This is a genomic window from Geodermatophilus sp. SYSU D00663 (genome assembly GCF_054050655.1).
The window spans coordinates 34,442-49,086 of the sequence record NZ_JBJGZT010000023.1 but is presented as its reverse complement, the minus strand read 5'-3'; the positions used below and the strand labels follow the sequence as shown (position 1 = coordinate 49,086).

13 protein-coding genes are annotated in these 14,645 nt (G+C 75.8%); 9 read left to right on the top strand and 4 right to left on the bottom strand.

Translation table 11 applies throughout. The features are described from left to right. Entirely contained in the window at positions 1 to 1,464 is a 1,464-nt protein-coding gene (locus ACI79Z_RS17230) for a sigma 54-interacting transcriptional regulator (protein ID WP_387987886.1), read from the bottom strand. Between the two features lie 85 nt (positions 1,465 to 1,549). Between ACI79Z_RS17230 and ilvA the strand changes: the two genes are divergently transcribed. The 4 genes from ilvA to ACI79Z_RS17210 all read left to right on the top strand — a co-directional run bounded on the left by ilvA (position 1,550) and on the right by ACI79Z_RS17210 (position 7,011). Next, a complete protein-coding gene (ilvA, locus tag ACI79Z_RS17225) occupies positions 1,550 to 2,764 on the top strand; it encodes a threonine ammonia-lyase (RefSeq protein ID WP_456903332.1) in 1,215 nt (404 codons plus the stop codon). Between the two features lie 147 nt (positions 2,765 to 2,911). Continuing rightward, positions 2,912 to 3,916: an ATP-binding cassette domain-containing protein gene (locus ACI79Z_RS17220; RefSeq protein WP_387987884.1), complete on the top strand. Its 1,005-nt coding sequence runs from the start codon at positions 2,912 to 2,914 to the stop codon at positions 3,914 to 3,916. Then, a complete protein-coding gene (locus tag ACI79Z_RS17215) occupies positions 3,913 to 4,722 on the top strand; it encodes an ABC transporter permease (RefSeq protein ID WP_387987883.1) in 810 nt (269 codons plus the stop codon). The genes ACI79Z_RS17220 and ACI79Z_RS17215 overlap by 4 nt, the downstream gene beginning before the upstream one ends. Before the next feature lie 225 nt (positions 4,723 to 4,947). Beyond that, complete coding sequence (locus tag ACI79Z_RS17210; RefSeq protein WP_456903331.1) at positions 4,948 to 7,011, top strand: M3 family metallopeptidase; 2,064 nt, start codon at positions 4,948 to 4,950, stop codon at positions 7,009 to 7,011. A gap of 84 nt (positions 7,012 to 7,095) precedes the next feature. On the opposite strand, the gene ACI79Z_RS17205 is transcribed toward ACI79Z_RS17210, so the two are convergent. Then, a complete protein-coding gene (locus ACI79Z_RS17205) occupies positions 7,096 to 7,416 on the bottom strand; it encodes an RNHCP domain-containing protein (protein ID WP_387987881.1) in 321 nt (106 codons plus the stop codon). Positions 7,417 to 7,430: 14 nt separating this feature from the next. After that, the gene (greA, locus tag ACI79Z_RS17200) at positions 7,431 to 7,931 is read right to left on the bottom strand and encodes a transcription elongation factor GreA (RefSeq protein ID WP_110907602.1); all 501 of its coding nucleotides are present in this window, start codon (positions 7,929 to 7,931) and stop codon (positions 7,431 to 7,433) included. A 219-nt stretch (positions 7,932 to 8,150) separates the two neighbouring features. Here greA and mca point away from each other — a divergent pair, with 219 nt between their 5' ends. Further along, the gene (gene mca / locus ACI79Z_RS17195) at positions 8,151 to 9,038 is read left to right on the top strand and encodes a mycothiol conjugate amidase Mca (RefSeq protein ID WP_387987880.1); all 888 of its coding nucleotides are present in this window, start codon (positions 8,151 to 8,153) and stop codon (positions 9,036 to 9,038) included. Further along, positions 9,035 to 9,397 carry a hypothetical protein gene (locus ACI79Z_RS17190; protein WP_456903330.1) on the top strand — a complete coding sequence of 121 codons (363 nt, stop codon included), beginning with the start codon at positions 9,035 to 9,037 and terminating at the stop codon, positions 9,395 to 9,397. The genes mca and ACI79Z_RS17190 overlap by 4 nt, the downstream gene beginning before the upstream one ends. 49 nt (positions 9,398 to 9,446) lie before the next feature. Here the strand turns inward: ACI79Z_RS17190 and ACI79Z_RS17185 are convergent, their stop codons facing one another. Further along, positions 9,447 to 10,001 carry an AMIN-like domain-containing (lipo)protein gene (locus tag ACI79Z_RS17185; protein ID WP_456903329.1) on the bottom strand — a complete coding sequence of 185 codons (555 nt, stop codon included), beginning with the start codon at positions 9,999 to 10,001 and terminating at the stop codon, positions 9,447 to 9,449. 204 nt (positions 10,002 to 10,205) lie between these two features. Here ACI79Z_RS17185 and ACI79Z_RS17180 point away from each other — a divergent pair, with 204 nt between their 5' ends. The 3 genes from ACI79Z_RS17180 (at position 10,206) to ACI79Z_RS17170 (ending at position 14,642) form a co-directional block, all read left to right on the top strand. Further along, the gene (locus tag ACI79Z_RS17180) at positions 10,206 to 12,203 is read left to right on the top strand and encodes a thioredoxin domain-containing protein (protein WP_456903328.1); all 1,998 of its coding nucleotides are present in this window, start codon (positions 10,206 to 10,208) and stop codon (positions 12,201 to 12,203) included. A gap of 57 nt (positions 12,204 to 12,260) precedes the next feature. Next, on the top strand, positions 12,261 to 12,863 hold the full coding sequence (locus tag ACI79Z_RS17175) for a hypothetical protein (protein WP_387987876.1): 603 nt from the start codon (positions 12,261 to 12,263) through the stop codon (positions 12,861 to 12,863). A gap of 96 nt (positions 12,864 to 12,959) precedes the next feature. Next, positions 12,960 to 14,642: a geranylgeranyl reductase family protein gene (locus ACI79Z_RS17170; protein WP_456903327.1), complete on the top strand. Its 1,683-nt coding sequence runs from the start codon at positions 12,960 to 12,962 to the stop codon at positions 14,640 to 14,642. Positions 14,643 to 14,645 lie beyond the last annotated feature (3 nt).

Genomic DNA, 14,645 nt, shown 5'->3' with positions numbered 1-14,645 from the left:
TCAGGCCCCGTACACCGTGCGGGTGCCGTCGGTGTCCTTGGCCAGCCGGCGGGTGAGGTAGAGCCCCTCGAGGGCGAACTCGACCGCGGCGGCCGCCTGCTCGGCGGACTCCTCGCCCTCCGGGACGCCGAGGCGGCCCAGCAGCTCGGCCAGCCGCGGGATGGTGCCCAGCTGGCCCAGCAGCGCCGCGCCCGGCACCAGCTCGCCGGACTCGACGGTCTCGCCGCCGGTGAAGTGCTCCTGCAGGCCGGTCAGGTCCAGCCCGCCGCACCGGGCCCGGAAGGTCTGCGCGGTCGCCTGCCGCAGCAGGTGCTCCAGCACCTCCACCTCCCGGTCGTCGTCGGGGTCGCTGCCGGCGTCGGCGAACTCGACCTTGCCGCGGCTGGCCGGGACGACCCCCGGCAGGTCGACCACCCGGGCCACCGGCCGGGTCTCCCCGGCGATCGCGGCACGGCGGACGGCGGAGGCGGCCACCGTCTCCAGCCCGGCGATCGCGAACCGGGCGCTGACGCCGGATCGCTGGTCGACGTGGCTGGACTCGCGGACCAGCCGGGTGAACCGGGCGACGATCTCGACCAGGTGCTGGGGGACGACGGGGGCGTCGAACGCGTCATGCCCGCTGGGGGCGCCGAGGCCGCTGGTCCGTGCCTCCTGGTCCAGCAGGCGGATCTCGTCGGCGAGCTCGAGCGGGTAGTGGGTGCGCACCTCGGCGCCGAAGCGGTCCTTGAGCGGGGTGATGATCCGCCCGCGGTTGGTGTAGTCCTCCGGGTTGGCGCTGGCCACGAGCAGCAGGTCCAGCGGCAGCCGCACGCGGTAGCCGCGGATCTGGATGTCGCGCTCCTCGAGCACGTTGAGCAGCGCGACCTGGATCCGCTCGGCGAGGTCGGGCAGCTCGTTGACGCTGAAGATGCCGCGGTTGGTGCGCGGGACCAGGCCGTAGTGGACCGTCTCGGGGTCGCCCAGCGTGCGGCCCTCGGCCACCTTGATCGGGTCGACGTCGCCGATGAGGTCGCCCACGCTGGTGTCGGGGGTGGCCAGCTTCTCGCCGAAGCGCTCACTGCGGTGCAGCCAGCCGACCGGGGTGTCGTCGCCGTGCTCGGCGATCTGACGGTGCGCCCACACGCTGATCGGCTGCAGCGGGTGCTCGTTGAGCTCGCTGCCGGCGAGGACCGGCGTCCACTCGTCGAGCAGGCCGACGAGGGTGCGGATGAGGCGGGTCTTGCCCTGGCCGCGCTCGCCCAGCAGGACGAGGTCGTGGCCGGCGATGAGGGCCCGCTCGACCTCGGGGACGACGGTGTCCTCGAAGCCGACGATGCCCGGGAGGGTGGGCTCGCCGGCGCCCAGGCGGGCGAGCAGGTTGGCGCGGATCTCGGCCTTGACCGGCCGGGCGACGGCTCCGCTGGCACGGAGCTCGCCGAGGGTCGTGGGTGCGGGTGGGGTCTGCGCTGGGGCGACGTCCGTCACCTCAGCCACGGTACGACGACCAGGCACGATGCGGGAGCCGCTGCGTCGGCCGGGTCGGGATCGCGCTCCCTGCGAGGATCGGGGCATGGGAGCGGAGCTGGTCACCGGAGCCGACGTCGTCGCCGCCGCCGGGCTGCTCGACGGGGTCGCCCGGCGCACGCCGCTGGAGCACTCGCGGGCGCTGGCCGAGCGGGTCGGCGGTCCGGTGCACCTCAAGTGCGAGAACCTGCAGCACACCGGCTCGTTCAAGTTCCGCGGCGCCTACGTGCGGCTGTCCCGGCTGACCGCGGAGGAGCGGGCCCGCGGGGTCGTCGCGGCCAGCGCCGGCAACCACGCGCAGGGGGTGGCGCTGGCCGCCCGGATGCTCGGTGTCCGCGCCACGGTGTTCATGCCCGAGTCCGCGCCGCTGCCGAAGGTCGCCGCCACCCGTGGCTACGGCGCCGACGCGCGCCTGGTCGGGGTCGACCTGACCGCGGCGCTGGCGGCCGCCGTCGAGCACGCCGGGGCGACCGGGGCGGTGTTCATCCACCCCTTCGACCACCCCGACGTCATCGCCGGGCAGGGGACGGTCGGGCTGGAGCTGCTCGAGCAGTGCCCCGACGTCGCCACCGTCGTCGTCTGCACCGGCGGCGGCGGGCTGGTGTCCGGGGTGGCCGCCGCGGTGCGGGCACGGCGGCCCGAGGCGCGGGTCGTGGCGGTGCAGGCGGCCGGGGCCGCCGCCTTCCCCGGGTCGCTGGCCGCCGGGCGGCCGGTGGCGCTGACCGGGGTGTCCACGATGGCCGACGGGATCGCCGTCGGCGCGCCCAGCGACCTCACCCTCGCGCACGTCCGCGACCTGGTCGACGACGTGCGCACGGTGGGGGAGGAGGACCTCTCCCGCGCGCTGCTGTTCTGCCTGGAGCGGGCCAAGCTCGTCGTCGAGCCGGCCGGGGTGGCCGCGGTCGCGGCCGTGATGGCCGAGCCGGAGGTGTTCCGGCCGCCGGTGGTCGCCGTGGTGTCCGGCGGCAACGTCGACCCGGTGCTGATGATGAAGGTGGTCCAGCACGGCATGGCCGCCGCCGGCCGGTACCTGCGGCTGCGCCTGGCCGTCCCCGACCGGCCGGGGTCGCTGGCCGCGGTGCTCGCCGTCCTGGCCGAGGCCGGCGCGAACGTCCTCGAGGTCGAGCACGAGCGGACGGCGACGCGCCTGGACCTCGGGCAGGTCGAGGTGTTCGTCGTCCTCGAGACCCGCGGCCCGGACCACGCGCGGACCGTCGCCGGCGCGCTCGAGCAGGCCGGCTTCGCCGTCTCGGAGGCCTAGCGCTCACTTCTCCCGCGTCCGTCGGTCTGCCCTCCGGGACCGTCGGACAGGGAGAGGTGTCGTGGGGGAGAACAGCAGGCGTCGGGTCGTTCGCGGGTCGCGAAAAGGACTCGGGAAGTGTCGGTGCTCACACCTAGTTTCCCTGTCATGAACGACGCGATCCTCGTCGAGGGACTGCAGAAGCGCTTCGGGTCGAACACGGCGCTGGCGGGGGTGGACCTCGCCGTTCCCGAGGGCACGGTGCTCGGCCTGCTCGGGCCCAACGGCGCGGGCAAGACGACCGTCGTCCGCATCCTGACCACGCTGCTGCAGCCCGACGGCGGGCGCGCGCAGGTGGCCGGCGTCGACGTCGTCCGGGAGCCGGACCGGGTGCGCTCGGTCATCGGGCTGACCGGGCAGTACGCCGCGGTCGACGAGTACCTGACCGGCTTCGAGAACCTGGAGATGGTGGGCCGGCTGTACCGGCTGGGGAAGCGGGAGTCGCGGGCCCGGGCGGGGGAGCTGCTCGAGCGGTTCGACCTCACCGACGCCGCGAACCGGCCGGCGAAGACCTACTCCGGCGGCATGCGCCGGCGGCTGGACATCGCCGCCTCGCTCATCGCCCGGCCGCGGGTGCTCTTCCTCGACGAGCCCACCACCGGGCTGGACCCGCGCAGCCGGCTGGCGATGTGGGAGTTCATCGCCGACCTCGCCGACGGCGGGACGACGATCCTGCTCACCACCCAGTACCTGGAGGAGGCCGACCGGCTGGCCGACGGGATGGTGGTCATCGACCGCGGCCGGGCGATCGCGCGCGGCACGGCCGACGAGCTCAAGGCGCAGGTCGGCGGGCAGCGGCTGGAGTTCGCGGTCACCGACGCCGGCGCCCTGCCGGAGATGGTCGCGCGGCTGCGGCCGCTGGCGGTGGACGAGCCGCACGTCGACGAGCAGGCGCGCCGGCTGAGCATCCCGGTCAGCGGCGGCGCGGAGGTCCTGGCCGACGCGCTGCGCCGGCTCGACGGCCACACCGCCGACATCTTCGACGTCGGGCTGCGCCGCCCCGACCTCGACGACGTGTTCCTGGCGCTGACCGGCCACGCCGCCGAGGGCGGGGACGCCGGCGCCACCGACGAGACCCCGGCCGAGCCGGTCCCCACGGGAGGCGTGCGATGACCTCGCTGGCCGCGACGCTGTCCGACAGCGTCGTCATCACCAAGCGCAACCTGATCAAGGTCAAGCGGGTGCCCGACCTGATCGTGTTCGCGACGCTGTCGCCGATCATGTTCGTGGTGCTGTTCCGCTACGTGTTCGGCGGCGCCATCGGCGGGCTGCCGCCGGGCATCAGCTACGCGGAGTTCCTGCTGCCGGGCATCTTCGCGCAGACCGTCGTCTTCGGGTCGACCGTCACCGGCGCGAGCATCGCCGAGGACCTGCAGAAGGGGCTGATCGACCGGTTCCGGTCGCTGCCGATGTCCCGGTCGGCGGTGCTGGTCGGGCGCACGATCGCCGACTCCGGGCTCAACGTCATCTCGATCACGGTGATGGCGCTGACCGGCCTGGTGGTCGGGTGGCGGATCAACTCCTCGATCGGCGAGGCGGTGGGCGGGTTCCTCGTGCTGCTCGTGTTCGCCTACGCGATCTCGTGGCTGATGGCGGTGGTGGGGCTGCTGGTCCGCACGCCGGAGGTGGTGAACAACGCCAGCTTCATCGTGATCTTCCCGCTGACGTTCATCGCCAACACCTTCGTGCCGCTGGAGACCTTCCCGGCGGTGCTGCGCACCTTCGCCGAGTGGAACCCCGTCTCCTCGGTGACGCTGGCCGCGCGGGAGCTGTTCGGCAACGTGCCCGCCGGCTACCCGGTGCCCGACGCGTGGCCGCTGCAGAACCCGGTGCTGTACACGCTGATCTGGACGGCGGTCATCCTCGCGGTGTTCGTGCCGCTGTCGGTCCGCCTCTACCAGCGCACCGCCAGCCGCTGATCCGCGCGCTCGTCCCGGCGGCGGAGCCGCCGTCGCCGGGACGCGTGGGGGCCGGAGGCCTCCGCGAGGAGCGGCGGGTCCGGCTCGGCGGCAGCCGGGACGGCACGTGGTCGCGGTGCGGTCCGGGAGGACCGCGGTGTCATGCCTGGACACGGGTGACCCGGGACCTCGCCGGTTCCGGGCCACCCGTGTCCGACGCTCCGGGGCGGCGCAGGATGGACGGCGATGAGCGCCGAGTCCGCCCCCGCCGTGTCCGCTGACAACCCGCTGTTCGCCGAGTCGCCGCTGCCGTACGGGCTGCCGCCGTTCGCCGACATCACCCTCGAGCACTGCCGCGAGGCGGTCCTGGCCGGGATGGCCGAGCAGCGCGCGGAGATCGCCGCGATCACCGGCTCGGCCGAGCCGCCGACCTTCGCGAACACGATCGAGGCCCTCGAGCGCTCCGGCGCGCTGCTGCGCCGGGCCGAGGCGGTGTTCGGCAACCTGTCCTCGTCGCTGTCCTCGCCGCGGCTGCGGGAGATCGAGCGCGAGCTCGCGCCGCTGGAGGCCGCGCACGTCGACGCGCTGCGGCTGGACCCTGCGCTGTTCGCCCGCGTCGACGCCGTCCACGCCGACCGGCACTCCGCGGACCTGGACCCCGAGGCGGTCCGGCTGGTGGAGCGGCACCACCTCGACCGGGTGCTGGCCGGCGCCCGGCTAGACGAGGCCGGCCGCGCCCGGCTGTCGGGGCTGAACCGGGAGCTGTCGGAGCTGTCCACGCAGTTCGGGCAGAACCTGCAGCTGGCCACCGAGGCCGCCGCCGTCCGGGTCGCGGATGCCGCCGAGCTCGACGGGCTGTCCGAGGAGGAGGTCGCCGCCGCCGCCCGCGCCGCCGCCGACCGCGGCCTGGACGGGTACGTGCTGCCGCTGCTGCTGCCCACCGGACAGCCGGTGCTGGCCAAGCTGCGGGACCGGGAGCTGCGCCGCCGCGTGTTCGAGGCGTCGGTGACCCGCGCGTCGTCCGGAGAGCACGACAACGGGCCGGTGGCCGTCCGGATCGCCCGGGTGCGGGCCGAGCGCGCCCGGCTGCTCGGCTTCGCCACCCACGCCGACCTGGTCCTCGCCGACCAGACCGCCGGCAGCACCGCCGCCGTCGACGCGATGCTCACCCCGATGGTCGGCCCGTCGACGGCGAACGCGCGGGCGGAGGCCGCGGTGCTGGCCGAGGTCGCCGCCCGCGACGGCGTCGCGGAGCTCGCGCCCTGGGACTGGGCCTTCTACAGCGAGCGGGTGCGCGCGGAGCGGTACTCGGTCGACACCGCCGCGCTGCGGTCGTGGTTCGAGCTGGACCGGGTGCTCGTCGACGGCGTCTTCCGCGCCGCGGAGCTGCTCTACGGCTTCCGGTTCACCCCCCGCCCGGACCTCGCCGGCTACCACCCCGACGTCCGCGTGTGGGAGGTCAGCGGTCCCGACGGCGAGGCGGTCGGCCTCTACCTCGGCGACTTCACCGCGCGCGAGGGCAAGCGCGGCGGCGCGTGGATGAGCTCGTTCGTCCCCCAGTCGCGGCTGCTGGGCACCCGGCCGGTCGTCGTCAACAACCTCAACGTGGCCCGCGCGCCCGAGGGGCGGCCGACGCTGCTGACCCTCGACGAGGTCGACACGCTGTTCCACGAGTTCGGCCACGCGCTGCACGGGCTGAGCTCCGCCGTGACCTACCCGCGCTTCGCCGGGACCGCGGTGCCGCGGGACTTCGTCGAGTTCCCGAGCCAGGTCAACGAGGTGTGGGCGCTGTGGCCGGAGGTGCTCGCGCACTACGCGCGGCACGTCGAGACGGGGGAGCCGCTGCCGTCGTCCGCCGTCGAGGCGCTCGACGCCGCCCGGCTGTGGGGCGAGGGGTTCGCGACGCTGGAGTACCTCGCCGCGACGCTGCTGGACCAGGCCTGGCACCGGATCACCCCGGAGACCGAGATCGGCGACCCGGCGGAGTTCGAGCGGCGGGCGCTCGAGGCGGCCGGCGTCGCCTCCGACCTGGTGCCGCCGCGCTACCGGACGACGTACTTCCAGCACGTCTTCGCCGGCGGCTACGCGGCGGGTTACTACTCCTACATCTGGTCGGAGGTGCTCGACGCCGACACCGTCGAGTGGTTCCGGGAGAACGGGGGCCTGCGGCGGGAGAACGGCGACGTCTTCCGCGAGCGGCTGCTGTCCCGCGGCGGGTCGGTGGATCCGCTGGAGGCCTTCCGCGCCGTCCGCGGACGCGACGCCGACCCGGCACCCCTGCTCCGCCGCCGCGGGCTGGCGCCCGCCTGAGCGCGTCCGCTCCCGGGGCGTTCCTCGTCCTCCGGGGGTCCTGCAGCACCGCCGGACCGCGAGGAACGCCCCGGGAGCGGCGGCCTACAACCAGGGGAGCGAGAGGACCAGGTCCAGGTCGTCGGGGGCGTCGCCGTCGCGGACGAGCCGGTTGGGCTGGCGGTGACCGCACGCCGTGCAGCGGTGCACCACCTGCCAGCCCTTGCCGGACTTCTCCACCAGGCCGATCGGCTGCATCGGCTGCCGGCAGTCGCTGGCGCGGTCGCCGGGCAGGTCGTCGACGTGCAGCGACCACAGGCACACCGGGCAGTGGTTGCGGTAGTGCCCGTCGGTGTTCGCGGGGACGTCGGCGGCGCAGTGCACGCAGACGAAGCCGGTGTTCTCCGCCCGCCGGGAGCGGGCCACGACGCGGGGCCGGGTCAGGGGACGAACGGCTCGACGGCGACGACCTCGACGGTGATGTCGCGGCCGTTGGGCGCCTGGTAGGTGACCGAGGTGCCCGGCTTCGCGCCGAGGATCGCCGAGCCCATCGCCGACTCCGGCGAGTAGACGGCGAGGTCCGTGGTGCCCGCGATCTCGCGGGAGCCGAGCAGGAACTTCTCGGTCTCGTCGTCGCCCTGGAAGCGGATGGTGATGACGGTGCCGAGCTCGGCGGTGGTGGCCGTCGTCGGCGGCTCGCCCACGCGCGCCTTGCGGAGCAGGTCGGTCAGCTGCCGGATCCGGCCCTCCTGCTTGCCCTGCTCCTCCTTGGCGGCGTGGTAGCCACCGTTCTCCTTGAGGTCGCCCTCCTCGCGGCGGGCGTTGATCTCGGCGGCCATGGCGGGCCGGCCGGCCACCAACTGGTCGAGCTCGGCCTTCAGCCGGTCGTGGGCCTCCTGGGTCAGCCAGATGCCCTGCTCGTTCTCAGTGGGGGTGGTCACGCGGGGTACTCCTGCACAGCTCGGGAGCCGCGTCCCGGTCGGGAGGCGGCGACGTCGATCCGGCCAAGCTAACACCGGCCGGGCGGCCCGTGCAGGGACGCGATCCGCTCCCTGCCGGGGAGCGGACGGTACCGGAGCATCCCGTGACAGGCGCCACATCCAGCCCTCCGGGGGACCCGTCGGCGGCGTTCCGTCGGCGCGTCGGGGGACACTGGGGAGGTGACCGACGCCGACCAGTTGCGCCTGCTCGCCGTGCACGCCCACCCCGACGACGAGTCGAGCAAGGGCGCGGCGACGATGGCGAAGTACGTCGCCGAGGGCGTCGAGGTGATGGTGGCGACCTGCACCGGCGGTGAGCGCGGCTCGGTGCTGAACCCCTCGCTGGACCGCCCGGAGATCTGGGAGCGCCTGCCGCAGCTGCGCGTCGAGGAGATGGCCCGGGCCCGGGAGATCCTCGGCGTCCAGCAGGAGTTCCTCGGGTTCGTCGACTCCGGCCTGCCCGAGGGCGACCCGCTGCCGCCGCTGCCCGAGGGCTGCTTCGCGCTGGTCCCCACCGAGGAGGCGGCCGCGCCGCTGGTGGCGCTGATCCGCCGGTTCCGCCCGCAGGTCGTGCTCACCTACGACGAGCGCGGTGGCTACCCGCACCCCGACCACATCAAGACCCACGAGGTCTCGGTGCACGCCTTCGAGGCGGCCGGTGACCCGGAGCGCTACCCCGAGCTGGGCGAGCCCTGGCAGCCGAGCAAGCTCTACTACCACATGGGCTTCACGCTGACCCGGACGCGGGCGCTGCACGAGGCGATGCTCGAGACCGGAGCCGAGTCGCCCTACGCCGAGTGGCTGGCGAACTGGGACCCGGAGCGCGACATGAGCCACCGCGTCACCACCCGCGTCCCGTGCGCCGAGTACTTCCCGGTGCGGGACGCCGCGCTGATCGCGCACGCCACCCAGATCGACCCGAACGGCCGCTGGTTCGCCTGCCCGATGGACCTGCAGCAGCGGGTGTGGCCGACCGAGGACTACGAGCTGGCCCGCTCGCTGGTGGACTCGACGCTGCCGGAGGACGACCTGTTCGCCGGCATCCGCAGCGAGGTGCCGGTCCCGTGACCACCGGGCTGGTGAGCGGCGCGCTGGCCGGGGCGGTCCTGGCCGCCGAGGAGCAGCTGCCCGAGGACGTCGGCAAGTCCGGCCCGTTCGGGCTGTTCCTCACCCTGGTCCTGCTGCTCGCCGTGTTCGTGCTGGTCCGGTCGATGAACCGGCACCTCAAGCGGATCCCGCGCAGCTTCGAGCCGGAGGACGACCACCCGCAGGTCGTCGTCCCCGACACCCCGGCGGAGCTGGTCGACCCGCCGCGCCGGCCCGGTCAGGACCTGCTCGACGACCTGCGCCGCGCGCCCCGCGCCATCGAGGGACCGAAGCGGAGCGCCCCCGGGCGCGACGACCGGACGGACCCGCCGGCGCGCTGACGCCGGCGGGCCGACCGGGCCGGGGGTGGTCCCGGCCCGGTCGTGGTGCTCACCAGGTGTGCGCGACGTCGACGACGAGGCGCGAGCCGTCGCCGGGACCGTCGAGGACCAGCACGCGGAACGGCAGGCGGGCGCGGACGCCGAGTCCGACGGTGCTGCTGCCCTCGAACGAGCCGGCGTAGGCGACCTGCCGGAAGGTGCGGTAGCCGCCGACGGCGACGGCCTCGGCGTCGGTGCGCGGGTCGTAGGTCGCCGCCCCGGCGTCGGTGTGCCCGGGGGTGTGCACGACGACCTGCAGGTCGGCCGCCCCGCGCAGGGGCACGGGCCGGCCCGAGCCGTCCTGCACGACCTGGGGCACGTACCGGACGTCGTAGCCCACGTCGGCGGCGTCGATCCCGTCGAGGTCCAGGACCAGCCGGTCGTAGCAGTCGTGGCGGCCGGCGCGGACGTCGTCGAGGGTGCCGCCGCCGCCGTCGGAGACGGCCTCCGGCTGGGAGCCCCACGCCGTGCTGCACGAGGCGGCGGAGGCGGAGGGCAGGGCGAGGCCGAGGGCGGCCGTGGCGGCGGCCAGGACGACGGCGGTGCGGGTGCGGGTGGTGCTCATGGTGGGCTCCCGGGGTCAGGGGGATGCGGACGCGGGGAGGATGCGCCGACGGCGGCGCAGATGCCATGGCTCTGATCGCCCACGGGCGTCGATCCGGGACACCGTCCGATGTGGAGAAGTGACAGGAAACGGCGTCCCGGGCGCGACACGACGTGGCACATCGCCTTCCCGTTGCCGCCGGGTGACGATGGGTATCCCCGGACCGTGCCGAACCGCCTCGCCGCCGCGACCAGCCCCTACCTGCTGCAGCACGCGGACAACCCGGTCGACTGGCGCGAGTGGGGCGAGGAGGCCTTCGCCGAGGCGCGCGAGCGGGACGTCCCGGTGCTGGTGAGCGTCGGGTACGCCGCCTGCCACTGGTGCCACGTGATGGCGCACGAGTCGTTCGAGGACGAGGCGACCGCGGCGCAGATGAACGCCGGGTTCGTGTGCGTCAAGGTCGACCGGGAGGAGCGGCCCGACGTCGACAGCGTCTACATGACCGCCACCCAGGCGCTCACCGGCTCCGGCGGCTGGCCGATGACGGTCTTCACCACCCCCGACGGGCGGCCGTTCTACTGCGGCACCTACTACCCGCCGCGCCCCGCCGGCGGCGTGCCGGCGTTCCGGCAGGTGCTCACCGCCGTCTCCGAGGCCTGGACGCAGCGCCGCGACCAGCTCGAGGAGGCCGGCACCCGGATCGCGGAGGGCATCTCCCGCCGCCTGGACCTCGGGCCGCCCACGCCGCTGTCGGCCGCCGACCTCGACGGCGCCGCGGCCGCGGTCGCCGCCGACCACGACGACCGGCATGGCGGGTTCGGCGGCGCCCCGAAGTTCCCGCCGTCGATGCTGCTGGAGTTCCTGCTGCGGCACGCCGCCCGCAGCGGGGACGCGCGCTCGCTGGAGGTGGCCCGCCGCACGCTGGAGGCGATGGCCCGCGGCGGCATCCACGACCAGCTGGCCGGCGGCTTCGCCCGCTACTCGGTCGACGAGCGCTGGGTGGTGCCGCACTTCGAGAAGATGCTCTACGACAACGCCCTGCTCCTGCGCGTCTACCTGCACCTGTGGCGGGCCACCGGCGAGGAGTGGGCGCGGCGCGTGGCCGACGCGACCGCCGCCTTCCTCGTCCGCGACCTCGGCACGCCCGAGGGCGGCTTCGCCAGCGCGCTGGACGCCGACACCGACGGCGTCGAGGGCCTGACCTACGTGTGGACGCCGGCCCAGCTCACCGAGGTGCTCGGCGACGACGACGGCCGCTGGGCCGCAGAGCTGTTCGCGGTGACCGGGCGCGGCACGTTCGAGCACGGCACCTCCACGCTGCAGCTGCCTCGTGATCCCGATGACCCCGCCCGCTTCGCCTCCGTGCGCGAGCGGCTGCTCGCCGCCCGCGCCCGGCGCCCGCAGCCCGCCCGCGACGACAAGGTGGTCACCGCCTGGAACGGGCTGGCCGTCGCCGCGCTGGCCGAGCACGGCGTCCTCACCGGCACCCCCGCGTCGGTGGACGCCGCCCGCCGCCCGGCGGAGCTCCTCGCGGACGTCCACTGGGTGGGCGGGCGGCTGCGGCGGGCCTCGCGGGACGGCGTCGCCGGGACGCCGGCCGGGGTGCTCGAGGACCACGGCGACCTCGCCGAGGGGTTGCTCGCGCTGCACCAGGCGACCGGGGAGGGCCGGTGGCTGGACTGGGCCGGTGACCTGCTCGACGTCGTCGCGGAGCAGTTCCTCGACGCCGACGGGTGGCACGACACCGCCGCCGACGCCGAGGCGCTGGTGCACCGCCCGTTCGACCCTGCCGACGGGCCGACGCCGGCCGGGGTCGCCGCGGCCGCCGGTGCGTTCGTCACCTACGCGGCGCTGGCCGGGTCGCCGCGGCACCGCGAGCTCGGCGAGGCCGCGACCGGGCAGCTCGGCGTGCTGGTGCGCCGGGCGCCGCGGGCGGCGGGCTGGGCCGCGGCGGTGGGGGAGGCACTGCTGGCCGGGCCGCTCGAGGTCGCCGTCAGCGGCCCGGCCGGGCCCGAGCGGGACGCGCTCGCCGCGGCCGCGCGGGGCTCGGCCAGCCCGGGCGCCGTCGTCGTGGTGGGGGAGCCGGACACCCCCGGGGTGCCGCTGCTGGCCGACCGGCCGCCCGTCGGCGGGCGCCCCGCCGCATACGTGTGCCGGGGCTTCGTCTGCTCCGCGCCGGTCACGGACGTGTCCGCTCTCAGCGCAGCGATGGCCCCTTCCTGACCCCGCCCGGCGGTCTTACCGTGTAATCACGTAAGCACCTCACTGGAGGAGGCCGTCGTGCACGGACACCACCACCGCTTCGCCGACTCACCCTTCGCCCGCATGGGCGCCCCCGGCTGGCGCCGCCGCGGCCCGGGCGGCCGCGGGGGCGACACCCCGCCGGTCGACCGCGCCGAGGTCGCCGGCTGGTTCGCCGGGCGGCTGCCCGACGGCTGGTTCACCGGGCCGGCCGAGATCACCGTCGACCGGGACGAGATCACCGTCGTCGGCCCGCTCGCCGAGCCCGACGCCGGCGAGGGCGACCCCACCGCCGCCCGCGCCGGCCGCATCGCCCGCTTCCGCGAGGACACCCGCGGCCAGCGGATGGCCATCGCCGACGCCGCCCAGGAGCGCTACGGCCGCTCGGTGGCCTGGGGCGCCTCGTGCGGCGACGTCCGCGAGGTGTTCACCAACGCCTCGGTGCCGGTGATGACCCGGCTCCGCCAGCCCGAGCGGCTGGTGCTCGACACGCTCGTCGACGCCGGCGTCGCCCGCTCCCGCTCGGAGGCGCTGGTCTGGGCCGTGCGCCTGGTCGGGCAGCACGCCGACGCCTGGCTGACCGAGCTGCGCGACGCCATGGCCTCGGTGGAGGAGGTCCGGGCGCGCGGCCCGGAGCTGTGAGCCCTGCCAGGCTGGTGGGGCGAGCCCGCGGGAGCTGCTGCACACGGCGTACGAGGACCTCACCCGGGTGCTGCTCACGCTCACCCGTGCCGAGCGGTGGGCGCCGACCGGCTGCACCGGCCGGGCGGTGGTCGACTGACCCACCACCTGCCGCAGGACGCCCGCCGGGCGCGGGTCGCGCGGGCGACCCCGGGGGCCGGCCCGCCGGGGTCGACCGCGGTGGACCACTGGCGCTCGTGGCGCCCGCCGGCGCCCGACGACGAGGACGGCCCGTGGGCCACCCGCGCGGCGGCCGGCCTGCACGGCGGCTCCGCGGCGGTGCAGCGCGGCCACGCCGAGGCCGCCGCGGCGGTGCTCGTGGCCGCCGGCCGGGGGCCGCTGTCCGACGCCGACCGCGCCGCGCTGGGGACCGCCGCCGCCCGGGTTCCCCCTGTTCGGTTGGAGGGCCTCCCTGCCCCCCGCCCCTCGCGAGCTCGCGGCGGGACCCGGCAGGGAGGCCGGCGCGGAGCAGGGACACTGGAGGGCGTGCCAGCAGCTGCCGCCGTCCCCGCCGCGACCGACGTCCTCGTGGTGGGGGCCGGGCCGGCGGGCTCGGCGGCGGCCGCGTGGGCCGCGCGCGCCGGTCACGACGTGCTGCTCGCCGACGCCGCCGTCTTCCCGCGCGACAAGACCTGCGGCGACGGGCTGACCCCCCGCGCCATCGCCGAGCTCGACCACCTCGGCCTCGGCGACTGGGTGCGCGGACACGCCCGCAACCGCGGCCTGCGCGCCGCCGGGTTCGGGCAGGTGTGGGAGCTGCCCTGGCCGGGTGGCGCCTTCCCCGACCACGGCGGCGCGGTGCCGCGCACCGAGCTCGACGCCCGGATCCGGGAGGTGGCGCTCGGCTCGGGGGCGGTCCCGGTCGACGGTGCGCGGGCGGTCGACGTGGAGCGCGAGGGCGACCGGGTCCGCGCGGTGGTGTTCGAGCTCGCCGACGACAGCCGGGTGAGCGTCGCCTGCCGCCGGCTGGTCGTCGCCGACGGCGTGCGCTCGCCGCTGGGCCGGGTGCTCGGCCGGGAGTGGCACCGCGACACCGCCTACGGCGTCGCCGCACGCAGCTACGTCCGCTCCGGCCGCAGCGACGACGAGTGGATCTCCTCCCACCTCGAGCTGCGCGGCGAGGAGGGCGAGCTGCTGTCCGGGTACGGCTGGGTCTTCCCGCTGGGTGCCGCCGCCGGTGAGGTCAACCTCGGCGTCGGGACCCTGGCGACGGCGCGGCGGCCCGCCGGGGTGCAGCTGAAGTCGCTGCTGGAGTTCTACGCCGGGTCACGGCGCGAGGAGTGGCAGCTCGACGGGCCGGTCCGCGACGTCGCGTCCGCGCTGCTGCCCATGGGCGGCGCCGTCTCCGGTGTCGCCGGCCGGAACTGGGCGCTGGTCGGTGACGCCGCCGGCTGCGTGAACCCGCTCAACGGCGAGGGCATCGACTACGGCCTCGAGACCGGGCGCGCCGTCGTCGACCTGCTGGCCGAGGACGACTGGTCGTGCGCCTGGCCGGCGACGCTGCGCCGTCACTACGGCGAGGCCTTCTCGATCGCCCGGCGGCTCGCCGGGCTGCTCACGGTGCCCCGCTTCCTGCCCTCGGCGGGCCCGGTCGGGATGCGGTCCCGGTCGCTGATGACCGTGGCGCTGCGGGTGATGGGCAACCTGGTCACCGAGGCCGACCGCGACGTCGTCGCCCGCGCCTGGCGCGCGGCGGGCCGGGCCTCGACCCGGTGGGACGGGCGGCCGCCGTTCAGCTGACCG